The organism is Gammaproteobacteria bacterium (assembly GCA_036381015.1).
In the GTDB taxonomy this organism is placed as follows: Bacteria; Pseudomonadota; Gammaproteobacteria; order Steroidobacterales; family Rariloculaceae; genus ZC4RG20.
This window is the reverse complement of the sequence record DASVDR010000005.1, coordinates 41,045-61,159: the sequence shown is the minus strand read 5'-3', so window position 1 is coordinate 61,159 and position 20,115 is coordinate 41,045. Positions and strand designations below refer to the sequence as shown.

The following is a 20,115-nucleotide window of genomic DNA, read 5'->3' as shown; positions in this document are numbered from 1 at the left end:
CTATCCCTTCAACGAGTCGAGCTCCTCGACGTTAATGCTCCGCGTGTTGCGGAACAGCACGACGAGGATTGCGAGGCCGATCGCGGCCTCGGCTGCCGCCACCGTCAAGATGAAGAACACGAAGATCTGGCCGAGCGAGTCGTCGAGCATGCGCGAGAACGCGATGAAGTTGAAATTGACCGCGAGCAGCATCAGCTCGATGCACATCAAGAGCAGAATCACGTTCTTGCGGTTGATGAAGATGCCGGCGACGCTCAGGCTGAAGAGCACCGCGGCGAGCACGAGGTAATGGGCGACCGTCACCATCCCGTCACTCCTTTACCGGCGCGACCTTCACGACCCGGATCCGGTCGCTGGCCCTCACCGCCACCTGCTTCGCGATGTCCTGAACCTTGAGCCCCGGCCGCTTGCGCATCGTCAACGTGATGGCCGCGACGATCGCGAGAAGCAGCAGCACGGCGGCGATCTCGAAGGCGTAGACGTGCTGCGTGTAGAGCTGCATACCGAGCTCCTTCGTGTTGCTGTAGCCCGCCGGATTCGGCTCGGGCGTGACGAACGCCCTGCCCTCGCTCCTGAACCAGACCACGTGCCCGATCTCGAGCACGACCACCAGCGCCACGCCGATGCCGAACGGGAGATAGCGCGTGAAGCCCCGCCGGATCTGCTCGAGATTGATGTCGAGCATCATCACGACGAACAGAAACAGCACCATGACCGCGCCGACGTAAACCAGGACGAGCGCGATCGCGAGAAACTCGGCTTCGATCAACAGCCATAGCACGGCGCTCTGCACGAAAGCGAAGACGAGAAACAGCGCCGAGTGGACGGGATTGCGCGCCGTGATCACGCCGAGCGCGGCGACGATCAGAATCGCCGCGAACACGTAGAAGAGAACTGCCGTAGTCAAGGTGCTCGAGCTTCCCTAGTGAAATGCGTTTACCGATAGGCGGCGTCGGCGGCCTTGTCGGCCGCGATCATCGCTTCGTACTTGTCGCCGACCGCGAGCAGCTTGTCTTTCGACATGATGTTCTCGCCGCGCCGCTCCATGTGGAATTCGTGGATCCGAGTCTCGACGATCGCGTCGACGGGACACGCTTCCTCGCAGAACCCGCAGTAGATGCACTTGAAGAGATCGATGTCGTAGCGCGTGGTGCGGCGCGTGCCGTCGGGGCCGATCCCGGACTCGATCGTGATCGCCGCGGCCGGGCACACCGCCTCGCAGAGCTTGCACGCGATGCATCGCTCCTGCCCGTTCGGATACCGCCTGAGCGCATGCAGCCCCCGGAACCGGGGCGACTTCGGCGTCTTCTCCTCCGGGTAGTACACCGTGGCCTTGCGCGTGAACAAATGCTTCAGCGTGAGCCTCAGCCCCACGAGCAGGTCCGTCATCAAGAACGTCTTTACCGGAGACACCAACCTAACTCCCGTCCGGAAAAGGTGTCAGACACCATTTTTTTCGCGCTATGCCCACGGCCCGACCTCCAGCGCCGCCATCGCTCCCTCCACGCCGATCCACACGATCGTGACCGGAATGAACACCTTCCAGCCGAGACGCATGATCTGGTCGTAGCGGTAGCGGGGGAACGTGGCCCGAATCCACAGGAACACGAAGCTGAAAACCGCCATCTTGAGCCCCAGCCAGACGACGCTCGGCGCAGCCAGCCATGTGTTCTCGAGCCCCGGAATTCCGGCGAACGGCGACAGCCACCCGCCGAAGAAGAACACGGTCGTGAGCGCCGTGATCAGAATCATGTTCGCGTATTCGGCCAGGAAGAACAGGGCGAAGGCGATGCCGGAGTACTCCACGTGGAACCCGGCGACGATCTCCGACTCGCCCTCCGCCACATCGAACGGGTGACGGTTCGTCTCCGCGACTCCGGCGATGAAATACACGACGAAGAGCGGGAAGAGCGGCAGGACGAACCAGCTGAGCACGCTCGTGCCGCTCTGCGCGCGCACGATCTCGCCGAGGTTCAGGCTCCCGCCGGCCATCAGCACGCCGACGAGCGCGAAGCCCATCGCGATCTCGTAAGCGACGATCTGCGCGGCGGAGCGCATCGCTCCGAGAAACGCGTATTTCGAGTTCGACGCCCAGCCTGCCAGGATCACGCCGTACACGCCGAGCGACGTGAGCGCGAGGATGTAGAGCAAACCGGCGTCGATGTCGGCGATCACGAAGGAGTCGCTGAGCGGCACCACGGCCCAGACGGCGAAGGCGGGCACGAGCGAAACGATGGGCGCGACCAGGAACAGGAAGCGATTCGCGTTCGTCGGCACGATCACTTCCTTGAACAGCATCTTGAAAAGGTCCGCGAACGGCTGGAGGAGCCCCCGCCAGCCCACACGATTCGGCCCCAGTCGATGCTGGATAAAGCCGATGACCTTGCGCTCCATGTACGTGAAATACGCCACGCCGAGGATCAGCGGCACGAGCAGCACCACGATCTTCAGCAAAATCACGACGATCTCCCGCACGGCTTCCGGGAGCATGAGCCAGTACGGCTCGAGACGAAGCAACCAGCTGCTCATCCTGCGCTCTGCAATCTGTGGATTTCCGCGTCCTCGTCGCTCTCTTGCGCACGGGCGAACACCGTGCGCTGAAGCGGGAGCGATCGGCGCACCACGGCGTCGACGGAGTAGATCGGAACATCGAGCTCCTCGAGCCCGACCGGCTCGCCCTCGAGCCCGGCCTCGAATTGCCCGCGATAAGCGTTGTCCGGCGTGACATCGTCGATCTCGGCTCTCACCGCTTCCAGCACCTCACCGGACGACCGATAGTCGGCGCCGTCGACGCCGAGCAGATCCGCGAGCACGCGGAGCACCCGCCAGCCCGGCCGCGCCTCGCCGACCGGGTCGGCTGCGGCCGCGAAGCTCTGCATCCGGCCTTCCGCGTTCACGAACGTGCCGTCCGTTTCCACGAACGTGCCGACCGGCAGCAGCACCGTCGAGCACTCGAGGAGCTCGGGCGTGACATAGGACGTGAAGCAGACGACGGCATCGGCCGACTTCAGCGCCTGCTCCGCCCGATCGCCGTTCGCGACGTCCTCGGCCGGCTCGATGCCGAAGAGGACGTAGGCTCGGCGGGGCGCGCTGATCATCGCCTGCACGTCGAGGCCCTCGGCGCCGGCGGACGCCCCTGCCGCCAGTCGGTGCGGCACGACGCCGACGAGCGCCGCGCCCGCGCCGTTCGCGCCCTCGGCGATGTAGCCGAGCTTCGCGCCGGTGACGGCCGAGAGGGCGCCGGCGATCGCCCGCAGGTCGGAGAACTGCGGATGACGCTGGGCGATGTGGCCGAGCAGCACGAGCGCCCGCTCCTTCCCGATCAGCGCTCGGGCGGCCGTGCGGTGCGCGTCCTCGACCCGCACCTCGCCGGCGAAGCCCTCGACGACCCGCGGAACCGGCTGCCCGGCCTCCTCCGCCGCGGCGAGCAAAATCGCGGCAAGCGTCGGCACGGCCCGCTCCGGCGGCGCCGGCACGTAGGCGTGATCGAAGTAATACGTGTAATCGGCCGGATTGACGAACGTGACGGACGCGCCTGCGAGCGCCGCCTTGCGGACGCGGTGTGCGAGAAGCGGCACCTCCATCCGGAGGTTCGAGCCGACGACGAGGAGCGCCTCCTGCCGCTCGAGCTCCTCGATGCTGCAGCCGAGCCACGGGAACGCGGGATCCGCCGCCTGATCGCGGAAGTCCCGCCGCCGGAGGCGGTGGTCGACGTTACGCGTGCCGAGCCGCTCCGCAATGCGCCGGAGGAGATACATCTCCTCGAGCGTCGCATTCGGCGAGACGAGCATGCCGAGCGCGTCGCCCTCGTCCGCAACGGCGCCGGAAAGCTGCGCCGCGGCCGCTTCGAGAGCCTCCTGCCAGCTCACTTCGGACCACTCCTGCTCCCTCCGCACCATCGGCTTCTCGAGCCGGTCGGGGCTATAGACGCCGTGGCAGCTGAAGCGGTCACGGTCTGCGATCCACGTCTCGTTGATCGCCTCGTTGTCGCGCGGCACGACGCGCTTGACGCTGCCGCGGAGCACGTGGGCGTAGAGGTTCGACCCGACCGAATCGTGGGCGCCGATCAGCGGCTTCGCGACCATCTCCCAGGCGCGCGCGCTGTAGCGGTAGGGCTTGTTGTTCAGCGCACCGACCGGGCAGAGATCGATGATGTTGCCGGAGAGCTCGTGCTGGACGCCGCGCTCGACGTAGGTGCTGATCACGACGTTCTCGGTGCGCCCGATCGTGCCGAGCTCCTGGATGCCCTGCACCTCGGCACCGAAGCGCACGCAGCGCGTGCAGTGGATGCAGCGCGTCATGTCCGTGGAGACGAGCGGGCCCAGATCCTGGTCCTTCACGACCCGCTTCTTCTCGGTATATCGCGAAACGTCGCGGCCGAACCCGAGCGCCAGGTCCTGAAGCTCGCACTCGCCGCCCTGATCGCAGATCGGGCAGTCGAGCGGATGATTGATCAGCAGGAACTCCATCGTCGCCTTCTGCGCCGATATTGCGCGCTTCGAACGCGTGAAGACCTTCATGCCGTCCATCACCGGCGTCGCGCATGCCGGCAGCGGCTTCGGCGCCTTCTCGACGTCGACGAGACACATCCTGCAGTTGGCCGCGACGCTCAGCTTCCGGTGATAACAGAAGCGGGGGACGTAGATGTGTGCCCGATCCGTCACCTCGATCAGCATCTCGCCTTTGCGCGCCTCGAGCGGCACGCCGTTCACTTCGATCTTGACTGTGTCGTCGCTCATGTTCGTCCGTAATCGCGGCTTGCGCTGCGGAACATCGTGCTCAGGCCGCCGCGCTCAAGTCGTCGACGATGCTGCGCCCCCCGTGCTCGACCATGTACTCGAACTCGTGCCGGAAGTGCTTCAGGAAGCTCTGCACCGGCCATGCGGCGGCATCGCCGAGCGCACAGATCGTGTGCCCTTCGATCTTGTTCGCGACGTCGACGAGCATGTCGAGGTCGGCATGCGTTCCCTTGCCGTCGATGATTCGCGTGAGCACCCGGTAGAGCCAGCCGGTGCCCTCGCGGCACGGCGTGCACTGGCCGCACGATTCCGCCGTGTAGAAACGCGAGATGCGCCGCAGCAGCCGCACCATGCACGTCGTCTCGTCGATCACGACGGTGGCGCCGGTTCCGAGACCGCTGCCGGCCGCGCGGATCGTGTCGAAGTCCATCGTGAGATTCATCATCGTCTCGGCGGGGACTACCGGCACGGACGAGCCGCCCGGGATCACGGCCTTGAGCTTGCGCCCGCCGCGCACGCCGCCGGCGATCTCGAGCAGCTCCTTGAACGGGATGCCGAGCGGCAGCTCGTAGTTGCCGGGCTTCTCGACGTGCCCCGAGACCGAGAAGATGGCCGTGCCGCCCGAGCCCTTGACGCCGAGATCCGCGAACCACTGCGCGCCCTTGCGGATGATCGTCGGAATCGACGCCAGGCTCTGCGTGTTGTTGATCGTCGTCGGCCTGCCGTAGAGCCCGTGCTGCGCGGGGAACGGCGGCTTGAAGCGCGGCCTGCCCTGCTTGCCCTCGAGCGACTCGAGAAGCGCGGTCTCCTCCCCGCAGATGTAGGCGCCCGCGCCGATGAACGCATGCAGGTCGAAATCGATTCCCGAGCCCTTGATGTTCTTACCGAGCCATCCGGCCTCGTACGCCTCCTTCAGCGCGTGCTCGAACCGCGGGAACGGCTCGGCCATGAACTCGCCGCGAATGTAGTTGTAGCCGACAGTGGCCCCGATCGCGTAGCCCGCGATCGCCATACCTTCGATCAGCGCATGCGGGTTGTAGCGCAGGATGTCGCGGTCGTGGCACGTGCCGGGCTCGCTCTCGTCCGAGTTGCAGACGAGGTATTTCTGCCCCGGTGCGTTGGCCGGCATGAACGAGAGCTTCAGACCGGTGGGAAAGCCCGCGCCTCCCCGACCGCGGAGCCCCGACGCCTTGATCTCCTCGATGATCGCCGCGCGGTCGAGCTCGCCGTTCAGCACGCGCTGCCACGCCTCGTAGCCGCCGACCTTCAGATAGCTCGCGAGCGACCAGGGCTCGTCGAGCCCCAGCGTCGCGAAGCAAACGAGGTTCTGCTCCCTCACGCTACGGCCCCGCCGAAAAAGGTGTTGTCAAAAAAGGTGTCAGACACCTTTTCTCGGAAAAAGGTGTCTGACACCTTTTTTGTCGTCATTCTTCTCGTCATTTCAGCGCGTCCAGCACCTCGTCCACCTTCTCCGGCGTGAGATGCTCGTAGTACACGTGATCGACCATCATCATCGGCGCGCCGACGCACGCCGCGAGGCACTCCTCCTCGCGCTTGAGGTAGAACTTGCCGTCCGGCGTGCTCTCCCCGGTCTTGATGCCGAGCTTGCGCTCGATGTGCGCAACGATCTCGTCGGAGCCGCGGAGCATGCACGAGATGTTCGTGCACACCGAGATGTGGTGGCGGCCGACAGGCTTCGTCTCGAACATCGAATAGAACGACGCGACCTCGTACACCTGAATGGGCGGAAGCTTCAGGTACTCGGCTACGGCGTCCATCAGCGGCTGCGTGAGGTAGCCGCCGTTCTCGTGCTGGACGGCATGGAGCGCCGCGATCACGGCGGAGCGCTGACGGCCCTCCGGAAACTTCGCAACCCAGCGGTCGATCTCGGCGCGAACGTGCTCGGAGAGCCGAGCCGGGCCTGCGGCGGCTGCCGGGGCCGCAGCCGGCCGGGGCATCGTCGTCACCTCCGCGCCCGACTCTTCCTCGGCCTCCGGCAGCGCGTCGGCGCGCCCCGCGTTCGAGTGGCGGTCGTTCATCGGTCGATCTCCCCGAAAACGATGTCTTGCGTGCCGATCACGGCGACGACGTCCGCGAGCATGTGCCCTTGCACCATCTCGTTCATCGCCGCGAGGTGAGCGAACCCCGGTGCCCGGACCTTCACGCGGTAAGGCTTGTTCGCCCCGTCCGAGAGGAGATACACGCCGAACTCGCCTTTCGGCGCCTCCACTGCCGCGTATACCTCACCCTCCGGAACCGTGTAACCCTCGGTGAAGAGCTTGAAGTGATGAATGAGCGACTCCATGTCGTCCTTCATCTCGATCCGGCGCGGCGGCGCCACCTTGCGGTCTTCGATCATCACGGGCCCCGGGTTCGCCCGCAGCCAGTCCACGCACTGCTTGATGATCCTCGTGGATTGGCGCATCTCCTCCACGCGCACCAGGTAGCGGTCGTAGCAGTCGCCGTTCACGCCGACGGGAATGTCGAAGTCGAGGCGGTCGTAGACCTCGTACGGCTGCTGCTTGCGCAGATCCCAGACGATGCCGGAGCCCCGCAGCATCGGCCCCGAGAAGCCGAGCTGCATCGCCCGTTCCGGCGAGACGACGCCGATGTTCACGGTGCGCTGCTTCCAGATGCGGTTGTCCGTGAGGAGAACCTCGTATTCGTCGATGCGGGCCGGGAAGCGCGCGACGAAATCGTCGATGAAGTCGAGGAGCGACCCGCTCCTCGCCTCGTTCATCGCCTTCAGCTCCTTCTCCGTGCGATACGGCGACGGCTCGTACTGCGGCATCTTGTCCGGAAGGTCGCGGTAGACGCCGCCCGGGCGGTAGTACGTGGCGTGCATCCGCGTGCCGGACACCGCCTCGTAGCAGTCCATCAAATCCTCGCGCTCGCGGAAGCAGTAGAGAAACATCGTCATCGCGCCGATGTCGAGGCCGTGTGCGCCGAGCCACATCAGGTGATTCAGGATGCGCGTGATCTCGTCGAACATCACGCGGATGTACTGCGCGCGGATCGGAGGTACGATTCCGAGCAGCTTCTCGATCGCGAGCACGTAGCCGTGCTCGTTGCACATCATCGAGACGTAATCGAGCCGGTCCATGTAGCCGATCGACTGGTTGTACGGCTTCGACTCGGCGAGCTTTTCGGTGGCGCGGTGCAGCAGACCGATATGGGGGTCCGCCTTGTGGATGACCTCGCCCTCCATCTCGAGCACGAGGCGCAGCACGCCGTGTGCGGCGGGATGCTGGGGGCCGAAATTGACCGTGAAGTTTTGTATCTCAGGCATCGCTCGCGTCCTTGAGCTCCGGCTCGTAGCGGTGATCATCCCGGATGACCTTCGGCACGAGCGTTCGCGGCTCGATGCTCACCGGCTCGTACACGACGCGGCCCTTCTCGGGGTCGTAACGCATCTCGACGTTGCCGACGAGGGGGAAATCCTTGCGGAACGGATGCCCGATGAAGCCGTAGTCCGTGAGAATGCGCCGGAGGTCCGGATGTCCGCGGAAGAGAATGCCGTAGAGATCGAAGGCCTCGCGCTCGTACCAATCCGCCGAGCTCCAGATGCCGGTGACCGAATCCACGAGCGGCTGCTCGTCGTCGGCGCAGAACGTGCGCAGGCGGAGTCGCTGGTTGTGCGTGATCGACAAGAGCTGATAGACGACGGCGAAGCGGCGCTTGGGCCGGTACGTCGTGGCGTCGTGATCGTCACTCTCGGCGGGAACGCCGTCGCGGCGGAACACGCCGCGGCTGAAGCCGGTGCCTGTCGCGCTCGCCGTCTGCCACTCGTCGCGGCCGTAAACCAGGTAGTCGACGCCGGCGATGTCCATCAACATCTCGAAGCGGAACGGCTCTTCGTCCCGGAGCACCCGGCATACGTCGAGCAGGGACTCCGGCTCGACCTCGTACGCGAGCTGCCCGGCATTCAGGCCCGGCGACAACCGCTGCACGCGACCGGCGAGACGCGCTTCCAGCGCTTCGGCCAGTCGGCTCATTCTCGGCGTCAGCTCTTCGATTCGCATTTCCCTTTTCTTTCGTTGCTCGTATCCGCGCAACCGGGTGGATCGAACGATTCCACGTTCGACCTTCGCTCGGGGACTGCCTCTAGCGGGCAATCGTGTGTGTGCGTCGGATCTTTTGCTGCAGCTGGATGATTCCGAACAGCAGCGCTTCGGCTGTCGGAGGACAGCCGGGGACGTAGACGTCGACCGGCACGATGCGGTCGCAGCCTCTGACCACCGAGTACGAGTAGTGGTAGTAGCCGCCGCCGTTCGCGCAGGAGCCCATGGAGATCACCCAACGGGGCTCCGCCATCTGGTCGTAAACCTTGCGCAGCGCGGGCGCCATCTTGTTCACCAGTGTGCCCGCCACGATCATCACGTCGGACTGGCGCGGGCTCGGGCGGAAGATCACGCCGAAGCGATCGAGATCGTAGCGCGCGGCCCCCGCGTGCATCATCTCGACCGCGCAGCACGCCAGCCCGAAAGTGACGGGCCAGAGGGAGCCGGTGCGCGCCCAATTGATCAAGTTGTCGACTTTCGTGACCACGAAGCCGCGGTGCATCACCTCCGGCGCGTCGAACGGAAGCTCCCTGTTCAGCGCCGTGCGCGCGGCCTCCTGACTCAATCCCATTCCAACGCCCCCTTCTTCCATTCGTAAATGAAGCCGACGACGAGAAGGGCCAGGAACACGCCCATCGCCGCGAGGCCGAAGCCGCCGATCGCATCCAGCGACACGGCCCACGGAAAGAGGAAGGCGATCTCGAGATCGAAGATGATGAACAGGATCGCGACGAGGTAGTAGCGGACATCGAACCGCATGCGCGTGTCCTCGAACGGATCGAAGCCGCATTCGTACGCCGAAAGCTTCTCCGCATCCTTGCGTCCGCGGCCGAACGCGAAGCCGAGGAAGAGCAACACCGCGCCGAATACGCCGGCCACCACCAGAAAGATCAGTACCGGTAGGTAATTCGCAAGCATCATCCGCAAAAAAATGCCCCGACAGAGGCGGGCCTCGGCCGGAATAAAAAAATCGGCCGCTCGACGACCGGCCGTGCGAGGCTGACCGCTCCCGGTCAGCCGGCGCGAATTGTATCAACTCGCTCGGCCCGGGTCAGTTCCGTTTGGTGTGCCTGATTCGGTGGTGCGGATGGTCGGACTCGAACCGACACGGCTTGCGCCACTGCCCCCTCAAGACAGCGTGTCTACCAGTTCCACCACATCCGCAATCGAATCAATCGTTCGGCGCTTCGGTCGCCGGGGCCGGCTCACCCTCACCCGAGTCGATCTCCGGCAGGTCGGACGGCTGCGAATCGTCCGAAGGCAGCGGCGGCGGCCGGTCGATGTCCTCTTCCGCCGGCGGCGGCGCCGCCTGAGGCTGCTGTTCGGTCGGCGCCGCGCGCTCGAGCAAGCTCTCGGGCGCCGTCTGGTCCTGCCCGAGGAACGCTAGGGCGAGGCTGGTGGCAAAAAACGTCGTCGCCAGGGCGGCCGTGGCTCGGGAGAGGAAGCTCGCCGACCCGCGCGCGCCGAACACCGTGCCCGATGCGCCCGCCCCGAAGCCGGTGCCCGCCTCAGCCCCCTTGCCGCGCTGGAGCAGCACGAGAGCCACGATGAACAGGCATGCCAGCAGATGCAGGCTCAGCAGGATGGTATGCAGCATTTCAGTCGGTTTCCGGTCCCACAGCCCGTAGTTATGCCGTCGATTGAGAGGCCGCGCGAAAGATACTCAGAAACTCGGACGCTTCGAGCGACGCGCCGCCTACGAGACCGCCGTCCACGTCATCCATCGCGAACAGCTCGGCCGCATTCGCGCCCTTGACGCTGCCGCCGTACAGGATGGGGAGGCCGGCGGCAATTGTACCATCCTGCGCGGCGATCATCGCCCGAATCCGCGCGTGCACCTCCTGCGCCTGCGCGGGCGTGGCCGTGCGGCCTGTGCCGATCGCCCATACCGGCTCGTACGCGACGGCCGCGTTCGCGAACGCCGCAACTCCGGCCGCGCCGAGCACCGCGCCGATTTGACGCTCGACGACGGCTTCGGTTCGGCCGCTCTCGCGCTCCTCGAGCGTCTCGCCGACGCAGAGGATCGGCACGAGACCGGCGGTCTGCGCGGCCTGGAACTTCAGCGCGACGACCTCGTCGGTGTCCCCGAACAGCGTGCGGCGCTCCGAGTGGCCGACGATCGCATACTGCGCGCCGACGTCGGCGAGCATCGCGCCCGCGACCTCGCCCGTGAACGCGCCGCTGCCGATGCGTGTGGAGACGTCCTGCGCCCCGAGCAGAATATCGGTACCGCGCAGCCAGTCCGCGACGCTTTTCAAATAAGGGTATGGCGGGCAGAGCAGCATTCGCGCGCCGCGGCCCTCGCCGATGCCGTCCCGCAGCGCGGCGACGAGCGCCCCGCTCGCCTCGAGCGAGCCGTTCATCTTCCAGTTGCCGGCGACCAGCTTTGTCCGCGCGGCCGACGCTCGCGGAGCGGCGCTCATGCCGTTTGCCTTTGCCCGGGACTCATCGAGGGCCCGAGAGCTTAAGGGCCGGGGACGGGGGAATCAACATGTGCGGGGCGCGGAGTGCATCACCGGCACCGAATGCACGCGCGTCAGGCGCCAAAGGCGGCGCGGACGGAGTCGGCGAGGCGCGATGCGAGCGCGCGGACCATTTCGCGGTCCTCGCCTTCGACCATGACCCGGATGACAGGCTCCGTGCCCGAGGCACGCAGCACGACGCGGCCCCGCTGGCCGAGCGCGCTCTCGGCCTCCTCGACCGCCGCACGGATGGCCGGGGCGCCGTTCGGGTCGGCGGGCGCCGGCACGCGCACGTTCACGAGGCTCTGCGGAAACTGGGACATCCCGCGAGCGAGCTCGCTCAAGCTCTTGCCGGTCCGCCGCATGACCGCGAGGACCTGAAGCGCCGTGACGAGCCCGTCGCCTGTCGTGGTCTTGTCGAGGCAGATCACGTGCCCGGAGGTCTCCCCGCCGAGCACGGCGTCGTGCTCCTTCAGCATGGCGAGCACGTGCCGGTCCCCGACCTTGGCGCGCTTGAACTCGATGCCCCGCTCGCGCAGCGCAAGCTCGAGGCCCAAATTGCTCATGACCGTGCCGATCACCGGGCCGCGCAGGCCGCCCGACTCCAGGCGATCGCACGTCAGGATGTACAGAAGCTGGTCGCCGTCGACGAGATTGCCGCGCTCGTCGACCATCACGACGCGGTCGCCGTCCCCGTCGAGCGCGAGCCCGACGTGCGCGCGGACGCCGGCCACCGTGAGCTTCAGCAAGTCCGGCCGCGTGGAGCCGCATCCGTCATTGATGTTGCGCCCGTTCGGCGAGCAGCCGACCGGCACGACGTCCGCGCCGAGGTCGGCGACGATACGGGGCGCGACCTTGTAGCCCGCGCCGTGAGACGCATCGACGACGATCTTTAGTCCCTCGAGCGTCATCCCCTCGGGAATCGTGCTCTGCAGAAAGTCCATGTAGTCGGCCCGCGCGGATGCGGCCTTCGTGGCGCGGCCGAGCCGCCGGGACTCCCGCGTGATCGGCACCTCGTCGAGGCGTGCCTCGATCGCTTCCTCGAGCGCGTCCGAGAGCTTCTCGCCGTCCGCGCCGAAGAACTTGATGCCGTTGTCGTAGTACGGGTTGTGCGAGGCGCTGATCACGATACCGAAATCGGCGCCGAGCTTTTTCGTGAGGAACGCGATCGCGGGCGTCGGCAGCGGGCCCGTCAGGAGCACGTCGACGCCAGACGCGACGAAGCCGGCCTCGAGCGCCGACTCGAACATGTAGCCCGAGACGCGCGTATCCTTGCCGATCAGCACGCGGCCGCCGTTCGGGGCGAGGACGCGGGCCGCCGCGCTCGCGAGCCGGAGCGCGAAGTCGACCGTCATCGGCGTGGAACCCACCTCCCCGCGGATCCCGTCGGTGCCGAAGTAGCGTCTCCCCATCGTACCCTCCCTCTGCGCCCACGCGATAGCGACGGTCTCGCGCTCCAAAGACAGGCGCGGCCGAACCGGCAGCGGGCTCCTCCGTGAATCTCGTGCGGCGCTCGAGCGGCGCTCCGTTGTTGTTGTGACCGCCCCTTGCCGGCTCGCGGCCGCCGGACCCCGGGTAGGCGCTTAGTGTTGCCCGGCCGGGTCGCCGAGCGCCGGCGTCGCCGGCTCGTCGGCCGGCTCCGGGACCCGCTCGCCCGGCTCCGAGGGCTCGTCCCAATCCTCGGGCGGCCGCGGCGCACGCCCTTCCATGATGTCCCTGATCTGCTGCTCGTCGATCGTCTCGTACTTCATGAGGGCCTCGGCCATCATGTGCAGCTTGCTCTCGTTGGACTCGAGCAGCTGGCGCGCTTCCGTGTACGCCGTGTCGATCAGCTTGCGGACTTCCTCGTCGATGGCGTGCGCCGTGACGTCGGAGACCTGCTTGTGCCGCGTGACGCTGCGACCGAGGAAGATTTCGCCGTCGTCCTCGGTGTAGGTCAACGGGCCGAGCCGATCCGAAAGCCCCCATTTCGTGACCATGTTGCGCGCGATGTCGGTGGCGCGCTCGATGTCGTTCGACGCGCCGGTGGTCACGTACTGCGGCCCGAAGATCAGCTCCTCGGCGATGCGGCCGCCGAACAGGCTCTTCATCTGGCTCATCAGCCGCTGCTTTGAGTAGCTGTAACGATCCTCCTCCGGCAGGAACATCGTGACGCCGAGCGCACGCCCGCGCGGGATGATCGTGACCTTGTACACGGGGTCGTGATCGGGGACCAGCAGACCGACGATCGCGTGGCCGGACTCGTGATACGCGGTGAGCTTCTTCTCCTCCTCGCTCATGACCATGGAGCGCCTCTCGGTGCCCATCATGATCTTGTCCTTGGCCTTGTCGAACTCCTCCATGCGGACCGTGCGCCGGTTCGCGCGTGCGGCCAGCAGTGCGGCCTCGTTGACGAGGTTCGCGAGATCGGCACCCGAGAACCCGGGCGTACCGCGCGCGATCACGGACGGCTTCACGTTCGGATCGACCGGCACCTTGCGCATGTGCACCTTCAAGATCTGCTCGCGGCCGCGAACGTCGGGCAGCGGCACGACGACCTGGCGGTCGAAGCGGCCGGGGCGCAGCAACGCGGGGTCGAGCACGTCCGGCCGGTTCGTGGCCGCGATGACGATGACCCCTTCGTTGCCTTCGAAGCCGTCCATCTCGACGAGCAGCTGGTTCAACGTCTGCTCGCGCTCGTCGTGACCGCCGCCGAGGCCCGCGCCGCGATGACGGCCGACCGCGTCGATCTCGTCGATGAAGATGATGCAGGGTGCATGCTTCTTCGCCTGCTCGAACATGTCGCGCACGCGCGAGGCGCCGACGCCGACGAACATCTCGACGAAGTCGGAGCCCGAGATCGTGAAGAACGGCACCTTCGCCTCACCGGCAATCGCGCGAGCGAGGAGCGTCTTGCCGGTGCCTGGAGGGCCGACCATCAGCACGCCCTTCGGGATCTTGCCGCCGAGCCGCTGGAACTTCGCCGGGTCCTTCAGGAAGTCGACGATCTCGACGACCTCTTCCTTGGCCTCCTCGACGCCCGCGACATCGGCGAACGTGACGTGGACCTGGTCCTCGCCGAGGAGCCTTGCGCGGCTCTTGCCGAACGACATGGCACCGCGGCCGCCGCCCGCGCCCTGCATCTGGCGCATGAAGTACACCCACACGCCGATCAGCAGCAGAATCGGGAACGACGAGATGAAGAGCTGCAGCAGGAACGACTGCTGCTCCGGCGGCATCGCCTGAATGACGACGCCGTGCTCCTGGAGCAGGCCGATCAGCGGCGTGTTGTCGGTTTCGGGGTTGTACGTGAGGAACGCCTCACCGTTCCGGCGACCGCGGATCGCCTCGCCCTCGAACGTGACCTCCTCGACGGAGCCGTCCTCGACGTAGGAGAGGAATGTGGAGTACGGGATCGTGGCGACGCGCTGGTGGTTCGGCCCGAAGCTCTGAAACACCGACAGCAACACGACCGCGATGACGATCCACAGGATGATGTTCTTGGCCAGGTCGTTCAAGACGTTACCTCATGATGGGGAACCGAGTTCCCACGCCGAGTCCACATTAGACCGTACTACATCCCATAGTTTCTGGCCAGCACGTAGATCTCACGACTCTCCGGGCGCGAAGCCTTCGGCTTGACGAGCCGAACGGTCTGAAACTCGGTGCGCAAACGGTCCACGAGCTCCCGAAATCCCTCGCCCTGGAACAGCTTGACGAGAAAGGCGCCGCCCGGGGCGAGCACTTCGGCCGCGAACGACAACGCTTCCTCGGCCAGGCCGATGCTGCGCGGTTGATCGACGGCTCGGTTTCCACTGATGTTGGGGGACATGTCGCACATTACAAGATCCGCCCGCTCCCCGCCCATGGCGGCCCTGAGCGCCTCGAGCGTCTCCGGCGCGGTGAAGTCGCCGCAAAGAAACTCGACGCCGGGCACGGGATCCATCGGCAGCACGTCCACGGCCCAGATGCGGCCGCGCGGACCGACGATCTTCGCGGCGAATTGGCTCCAGCCGCCGGGGCTCGACCCGAGGTCGACGCACCGCATCCCGGGTTTCAGGATTCGCTCCTTCGCCTGAATCTCCTCGAGCTTGAAAACGGCGCGCGAGCGCCAGCCCTCCCGAGCGGCGCGCCCGACGTACGGATCGCGCTCCTGGCGGCGCAGCCAGCGGCTACTGGACCCCGTGCGGCGAGTCATCGTATGCTGCGCGGACCATGCCGGAGAGGGCGGCGCCGAGAACAATAAGGCGGATGCATCTCACTGAAGAGCAGTCCAACTATCTGCGCATCCTCGGTCATACTCTGACACCGGTCATCGACGTCGGCGCCGGCGGCGTCACCGAGTCCCTGCGAAAGGAGCTCGACAAAGCGCTGGCCGACCACGAGCTCGTGAAGGTCCGAGTTCGGTTCGGCGATCGGCAGCGCCGGTCCAAAGTGTTCCAGGAGCTCGCTCCGCTCGCCGACGCTTGCCTCGTGAAGGAAGCCGGCCACGTCGCCTTGCTTTATCGCCCCGGCAATCCGTCGTCCATCCGTCTGCCCGACTCCTGAAGTCCGCGGCACGCGTGCGCCTCACGCGGGCACCTCACGTCACCGCCTCATGCGTCACCGCAGCGGGACACGGCTTCGACCGTCTCTTTCAGAGGCACGCGGGAAGAGCGTCCCTGCCGCTCGTCTGCGGCCGTCCCTGGCCGCAGACGGCCTCTGAAAGAGACGGTCGAAGCCGTGTCCCCGACACCGCACCGGGGCCCGAAGGCCCTCATCCGTTGGCTGCGCGCTCCGTAGTTACCGCGTCGAGACCGATGGCGGCGCTTGCGCGCCATAGTCCGCGCGGTGGCGCCCAAATGATCGCCGACACAAATGCATCCTCGCTTTCATACTAAGCGACGCGCGGGTCTTTCCGGGATCGCGGTCAGCTCCGATCGGAAGCGAACGCAGCAAGCAACTCGGCGACGTTACCGAAGCCGCCCCTCACCTCACCGATCTGCCGTGCTCGGAGGGGACGCGTCTTCGATGAGGCCTTTCGGAGGCCGTCTGCGGCCAGGGAGGGCCGCAGACGAGCGGCAGGGATGCTCTTCCCGCGTGCCTCCGAAAGGCCTCATCGTAGACGCGTCCCGTGCGATGCGCGGCGTGAGTCGTTCGCCCACCAAGCCGAAAGGGATCAGACGTATTCGACGCGAGAGATCTCGTAGGTGCGCCGGCCGCCGGGCGTCACAACCTCGGCCGTCTCGCCCTCCTCCTTGCCGATCAGCGCCCGCGCGATCGGCGAGCTCACGGACAATAGGCCGTCCTTGATGTCGGACTCGTCCTCGCCGACGATCTGGTATTGCGTCGTCTCGCCGCTGTCGACGTCGACGAGATGCACCGTCGCCCCGAAAACGACGCGGCCCGCCGCGTCGAGCTGCGTGACGTCGATGATCTGCGCGTTCGCGAGCTTCGCTTCGATGTCCCGAATGCGCGCCTCGATCATCCCCTGCTGCTCCTTTGCAGCGTGATACTCGGCGTTCTCGCGAAGATCGCCGTGCGATCGCGCCTCCGCGATCGCATTGACTATTCGCGGGCGCTCCTCGGTCTTGAGCCGCCGCAGCTCCTCTCTGAGTTGCTCCGCCCCGCGCGCCGTAAGGGGTACCTTGCTCAAACCGTCGCCTCCTCGTGCAGGTCCTGCAGCCTGTTGACGATGACGTTATCGAGATGGTCTAGAGCGTCGCACGTTGCTTTCGCAGCCGCAAGCGTCGTGTAGTACGTGACCTTGTAGTGCACCGCCTCGCCCCGGATCGAATGCGACTCGCGAATCGCCTGCTTCCCCTCCGTGGTGTTCACGATCAGACTGATCTCGCGGTTCTTGATCATGTCGACGATGTGCGGGCGTCCTTCGCGCACCTTGTTCACCCGGCGACACGGGACGCCGCCTTCGGCGAGGGCCTTCGCGGTCCCACCCGTCGCAACGATCTCGAATCCGCGCTTGATCAATAGATGCCCGAGCTCGACGGCGGCGGGCTTGTCGCGGTCGCGCACGCTGAGGAAGGCGACGCCCGAGCGCGGCAAGTCGACGCCCGAAGCGATCTGCGCCTTCGCGTAGGCCTCGGCGAAGGTACGGCCCGTGCCCATGACCTCGCCGGTCGACTTCATCTCCGGGCCGAGGATCGGATCGGCGTCGGCGAACTTGATGAACGGAAACACCGACTCCTTCACCGCGAAATACGGCCGGCGCTTCGGCGGCACGACGCCCTGCTCCGCAAAGCTCATGCCGGCCATCGCTTTCGCCGCGATCTTCGCGAGAGGCATCCCGATCGCTTTCGAGACGAAAGGCACGGTGCGCGACGCGCGCGGATTGACCTCGAGCACGTAGATCACGCCGTTCTGGATCGCGAACTGCGTGTTCATGAGGCCGACGACCTCGAGGCGCTTCGCGAGCCGGGTGACTTGCTCCACGAGCTGCTGCTGCGTTTCCGCGCTCAGGCTGAACGGCGGCAGCGAGCAGCCGGAATCGCCGGAGTGGATACCCGCCTGCTCCACGTGCTCCATGATGCCGCCGATGATCACATCGCGGCCGTCCGAGATCGCGTCGACGTCGACCTCGACGGCGACGTCGAGGAAGCGGTCGAGCAGCACCGGGCTCTCGTTCGAGACGCTGACCGCCTGGGCCATGTAGTCCTTGAGCTCGTCCTCGCCGTAGACGATCTCCATCGCCCGTCCGCCGAGAACGTAGGACGGCCGCACGACGAGCGGATAGCCCACCTCCTTGGCCATCGCAACGGCCTCCTCCTCGGTGCGCGCGGTGCAGTTCGGCGGCTGCTTCAGCCCCAGGCTGTTCACCAGCTTCTGGAAGCGTTCGCGGTCCTCCGCGAGATCGATCGAGTCTGGGGACGTGCCGATGATCGGCACGTTCGCGGCCTCGAGCGCGCGCGCGAGCTTGAGCGGCGTTTGGCCGCCGTACTGCACGATCACGCCCTCCGGCTTCTCCTTGTCGACGATCTCGAGCACGTCCTCGAGCGTGAGGGGCTCGAAATACAGGCGATCCGACGTGTCATAGTCGGTGGAGACCGTTTCCGGGTTGCAGTTGACCATGATGGTCTCGTACCCGATCTCCTTCAGCGCGAAGGCGGCGTGCACGCAGCAGTAATCGAACTCGATGCCCTGTCCGATGCGGTTCGGCCCGCCGCCGAGGATGATGATCTTCTTCGCGTCCGTGGGGTCCGCCTCGCAGTAGTCCTCGTAAGTGGAGTACATGTAGGCGGTGTCGGTCGCGAACTCGGCCGCGCAGCTGTCCACTCGCTTGAATACCGGACGGACACCGTGCTTGTAGCGTGCCTTGCGGACAACGGCTTCCTGGATGCCGAGGAGCGCGGCGATCCGACTGTCGCTGAAGCCCTTCCGCTTCAGCCGGCGAAGCATGTCGGGCAGAAGCGCGTCGAGGCCCGCCTCCTCCACCTCCCGCTCGGCGGCGACCAGGTCCTCGATCTGCGCGAGGAACCACGGATCGATCTTCGTGAGCTCGTGGATCTCCTCGAACGGCATGCCGAGGCGAAAGGCATCCGCGACGTACCAGATCCTCTTGCTGCCCGGCATGCTGAGCTCGCGCTTGAGCTCGGCCCAGTCCTCGTCAGTCTCGACGTTGCCGGCCAGAGGCGTGAGCCCGTCGGCGCCCGTCTCGAGCCCGCGCAGCGCCTTCTGCAGCGACTCCTGGAACGTGCGGCCGATCGCCATGACCTCGCCGACGGACTTCATCTGCGTGGTCAGCCGGTCGTTGGCCTGAGGGAACTTCTCGAAGGTGAAGCGCGGAACCTTCGTCACGACGTAGTCTATCGTCGGCTCGAACGAGGCCGGCGTGGCGCCGCCGGTGATCTCGTTGCGGAGCTCGTCGAGGGTGTAGCCGACGGCGAGCTTCGCGGCCACCTTCGCGATCGGAAACCCCGTGGCCTTCGACGCGAGCGCCGACGAGCGCGACACGCGCGGGTTCATCTCGATCACGATGATCCGCCCGTCCTCGGGGTTCACGGCGAACTGCACGTTCGAGCCGCCGGTGTCGACGCCGACCTTGCGCAGCACCGCGATCGACGCGTCGCGCATGCGCTGATATTCCTTGTCGGTCAGCGTCTGCGCCGGCGCCACCGTGATCGAATCGCCGGTATGAATCCCCATCGGATCGAGATTCTCGATGGAGCAGATGATGATGCAGTTGTCGTTGCGGTCGCGGACGACCTCCATCTCGAATTCTTTCCACCCGAGGACCGATTCCTCGAGCAGCACCTCGTTGGTCGGCGACTGGTCGAGCCCGCGGCTGACGATGTCCTCGAACTCCTCGCGGTTATAGGCGATGCCGCCGCCCGTGCCGCCGAGCGTGAACGACGGACGCACGATCACCGGGAAGCCAATCTCCTTCTGCACCTCCCACGCCTCTTCCATCGAGTGCGCGATCCCCGCGCGAGCCACCTCGAGGCCGATCTCCTGCATCGCGTTGCGGAAGAGCTCGCGGTCCTCGGCCATGTCGATGGCCTTGCGGGACGCGGCAATGAGCTCGACGCCGTACCGCGCGAGCACGCCCTCGCGGTCGAGGTCGAGGGCGCAGTTCAGCGCCGTCTGACCGCCCATCGTCGGGAGCAGCGCGGACGGGCGTTCCTTCTCGATCACGCTCGCGATCGCCCGCCAGTTGATCGGCTCGATGTAGATCGCGTCCGCGCTCGCCGGATCGGTCATGATCGTCGCGGGATTCGAGTTCACGAGAACGACGCGGTAGCCCTCCTCCCGCAGGGCCTTGCACGCCTGCGTGCCCGAATAATCGAACTCGCACGCCTGCCCGATCACGATCGGGCCGGCGCCGATGATCAGGATGCTCTCGAGGTCGTCGCGGCGAGGCATAGCGTCATTCCAATCCGT

Annotated in this window: 19 protein-coding genes and 1 tRNA gene; 1 reads left to right on the top strand and 19 read right to left on the bottom strand. The window is 66.3% G+C overall.

Annotated elements, in window-relative coordinates; all coding sequences use genetic code 11:
* From nuoK to VF329_01000, 17 genes are all read right to left on the bottom strand, one after another.
* Positions 1-306 (bottom strand): NADH-quinone oxidoreductase subunit NuoK, encoded by a 306-nt coding sequence (gene nuoK, locus VF329_01080; GenBank protein ID HEX7079592.1) that lies wholly within the window; start codon positions 304-306, stop codon positions 1-3.
* A gap of 4 nt (positions 307-310) precedes the next feature.
* Positions 311-907, bottom strand: a complete 597-nt coding sequence (locus VF329_01075) for an NADH-quinone oxidoreductase subunit J (protein HEX7079591.1) — start codon at positions 905-907, stop codon at positions 311-313.
* A gap of 29 nt (positions 908-936) precedes the next feature.
* Positions 937-1,413, bottom strand: coding sequence for an NADH-quinone oxidoreductase subunit NuoI (gene nuoI, locus VF329_01070; protein ID HEX7079590.1), 477 nt, complete (start codon positions 1,411-1,413; stop codon positions 937-939).
* A gap of 48 nt (positions 1,414-1,461) precedes the next feature.
* Positions 1,462-2,490 (bottom strand): NADH-quinone oxidoreductase subunit NuoH, encoded by a 1,029-nt coding sequence (gene nuoH / locus VF329_01065; GenBank protein HEX7079589.1) that lies wholly within the window; start codon positions 2,488-2,490, stop codon positions 1,462-1,464.
* A 35-nt stretch (positions 2,491-2,525) separates the two neighbouring features.
* Positions 2,526-4,739 carry an NADH-quinone oxidoreductase subunit NuoG gene (gene nuoG, locus VF329_01060; GenBank protein HEX7079588.1) on the bottom strand — a complete coding sequence of 738 codons (2,214 nt, stop codon included), beginning with the start codon at positions 4,737-4,739 and terminating at the stop codon, positions 2,526-2,528.
* Positions 4,740-4,779: 40 nt separating this feature from the next.
* Positions 4,780-6,078 (bottom strand): NADH-quinone oxidoreductase subunit NuoF, encoded by a 1,299-nt coding sequence (gene nuoF, locus VF329_01055; protein ID HEX7079587.1) that lies wholly within the window; start codon positions 6,076-6,078, stop codon positions 4,780-4,782.
* Positions 6,079-6,175: 97 nt separating this feature from the next.
* Positions 6,176-6,697 carry an NADH-quinone oxidoreductase subunit NuoE gene (nuoE, locus tag VF329_01050; protein HEX7079586.1) on the bottom strand — a complete coding sequence of 174 codons (522 nt, stop codon included), beginning with the start codon at positions 6,695-6,697 and terminating at the stop codon, positions 6,176-6,178.
* 77 nt (positions 6,698-6,774) lie between these two features.
* A complete protein-coding gene (locus tag VF329_01045; GenBank protein HEX7079585.1) occupies positions 6,775-8,028 on the bottom strand; it encodes an NADH-quinone oxidoreductase subunit D in 1,254 nt (417 codons plus the stop codon).
* Positions 8,021-8,734 carry an NADH-quinone oxidoreductase subunit C gene (locus VF329_01040; GenBank protein HEX7079584.1) on the bottom strand — a complete coding sequence of 238 codons (714 nt, stop codon included), beginning with the start codon at positions 8,732-8,734 and terminating at the stop codon, positions 8,021-8,023. Before VF329_01040 ends, VF329_01045 begins: the two co-directional genes overlap by 8 nt.
* Positions 8,735-8,843: 109 nt before the next feature.
* Complete coding sequence (locus VF329_01035) at positions 8,844-9,302, bottom strand: NADH-quinone oxidoreductase subunit B family protein (protein ID HEX7079583.1); 459 nt, start codon at positions 9,300-9,302, stop codon at positions 8,844-8,846.
* A gap of 59 nt (positions 9,303-9,361) precedes the next feature.
* Entirely contained in the window at positions 9,362-9,718 is a 357-nt protein-coding gene (locus VF329_01030) for an NADH-quinone oxidoreductase subunit A (protein HEX7079582.1), read from the bottom strand.
* A 161-nt stretch (positions 9,719-9,879) separates the two neighbouring features.
* Positions 9,880-9,964, bottom strand: a tRNA-Leu gene (locus VF329_01025).
* A gap of 7 nt (positions 9,965-9,971) precedes the next feature.
* Positions 9,972-10,397, bottom strand: a complete 426-nt coding sequence (gene secG / locus VF329_01020; GenBank protein HEX7079581.1) for a preprotein translocase subunit SecG — start codon at positions 10,395-10,397, stop codon at positions 9,972-9,974.
* Between the two features lie 31 nt (positions 10,398-10,428).
* Positions 10,429-11,223: a triose-phosphate isomerase gene (gene tpiA, locus VF329_01015; GenBank protein HEX7079580.1), complete on the bottom strand. Its 795-nt coding sequence runs from the start codon at positions 11,221-11,223 to the stop codon at positions 10,429-10,431.
* Positions 11,224-11,336: 113 nt separating this feature from the next.
* Positions 11,337-12,674 (bottom strand): phosphoglucosamine mutase, encoded by a 1,338-nt coding sequence (gene glmM / locus VF329_01010; protein HEX7079579.1) that lies wholly within the window; start codon positions 12,672-12,674, stop codon positions 11,337-11,339.
* A gap of 171 nt (positions 12,675-12,845) precedes the next feature.
* A complete protein-coding gene (gene ftsH / locus VF329_01005; GenBank protein HEX7079578.1) occupies positions 12,846-14,759 on the bottom strand; it encodes an ATP-dependent zinc metalloprotease FtsH in 1,914 nt (637 codons plus the stop codon).
* Between the two features lie 56 nt (positions 14,760-14,815).
* Positions 14,816-15,439: an RlmE family RNA methyltransferase gene (locus VF329_01000; protein ID HEX7079577.1), complete on the bottom strand. Its 624-nt coding sequence runs from the start codon at positions 15,437-15,439 to the stop codon at positions 14,816-14,818.
* A gap of 53 nt (positions 15,440-15,492) precedes the next feature.
* On the opposite strand from VF329_01000, the gene VF329_00995 reads away from it, so the two are divergent.
* Positions 15,493-15,789 (top strand): YhbY family RNA-binding protein, encoded by a 297-nt coding sequence (locus VF329_00995; protein HEX7079576.1) that lies wholly within the window; start codon positions 15,493-15,495, stop codon positions 15,787-15,789.
* 610 nt (positions 15,790-16,399) lie between these two features.
* Here the strand turns inward: VF329_00995 and greA are convergent.
* Both greA and carB read right to left on the bottom strand, forming a co-directional pair.
* Positions 16,400-16,876, bottom strand: coding sequence for a transcription elongation factor GreA (greA, locus tag VF329_00990; GenBank protein ID HEX7079575.1), 477 nt, complete (start codon positions 16,874-16,876; stop codon positions 16,400-16,402).
* The gene (gene carB, locus VF329_00985; protein ID HEX7079574.1) at positions 16,873-20,097 is read right to left on the bottom strand and encodes a carbamoyl-phosphate synthase large subunit; all 3,225 of its coding nucleotides are present in this window, start codon (positions 20,095-20,097) and stop codon (positions 16,873-16,875) included. Before carB ends, greA begins: the two co-directional genes overlap by 4 nt.
* Between the last annotated feature and the right edge of the window lie 18 nt (positions 20,098-20,115).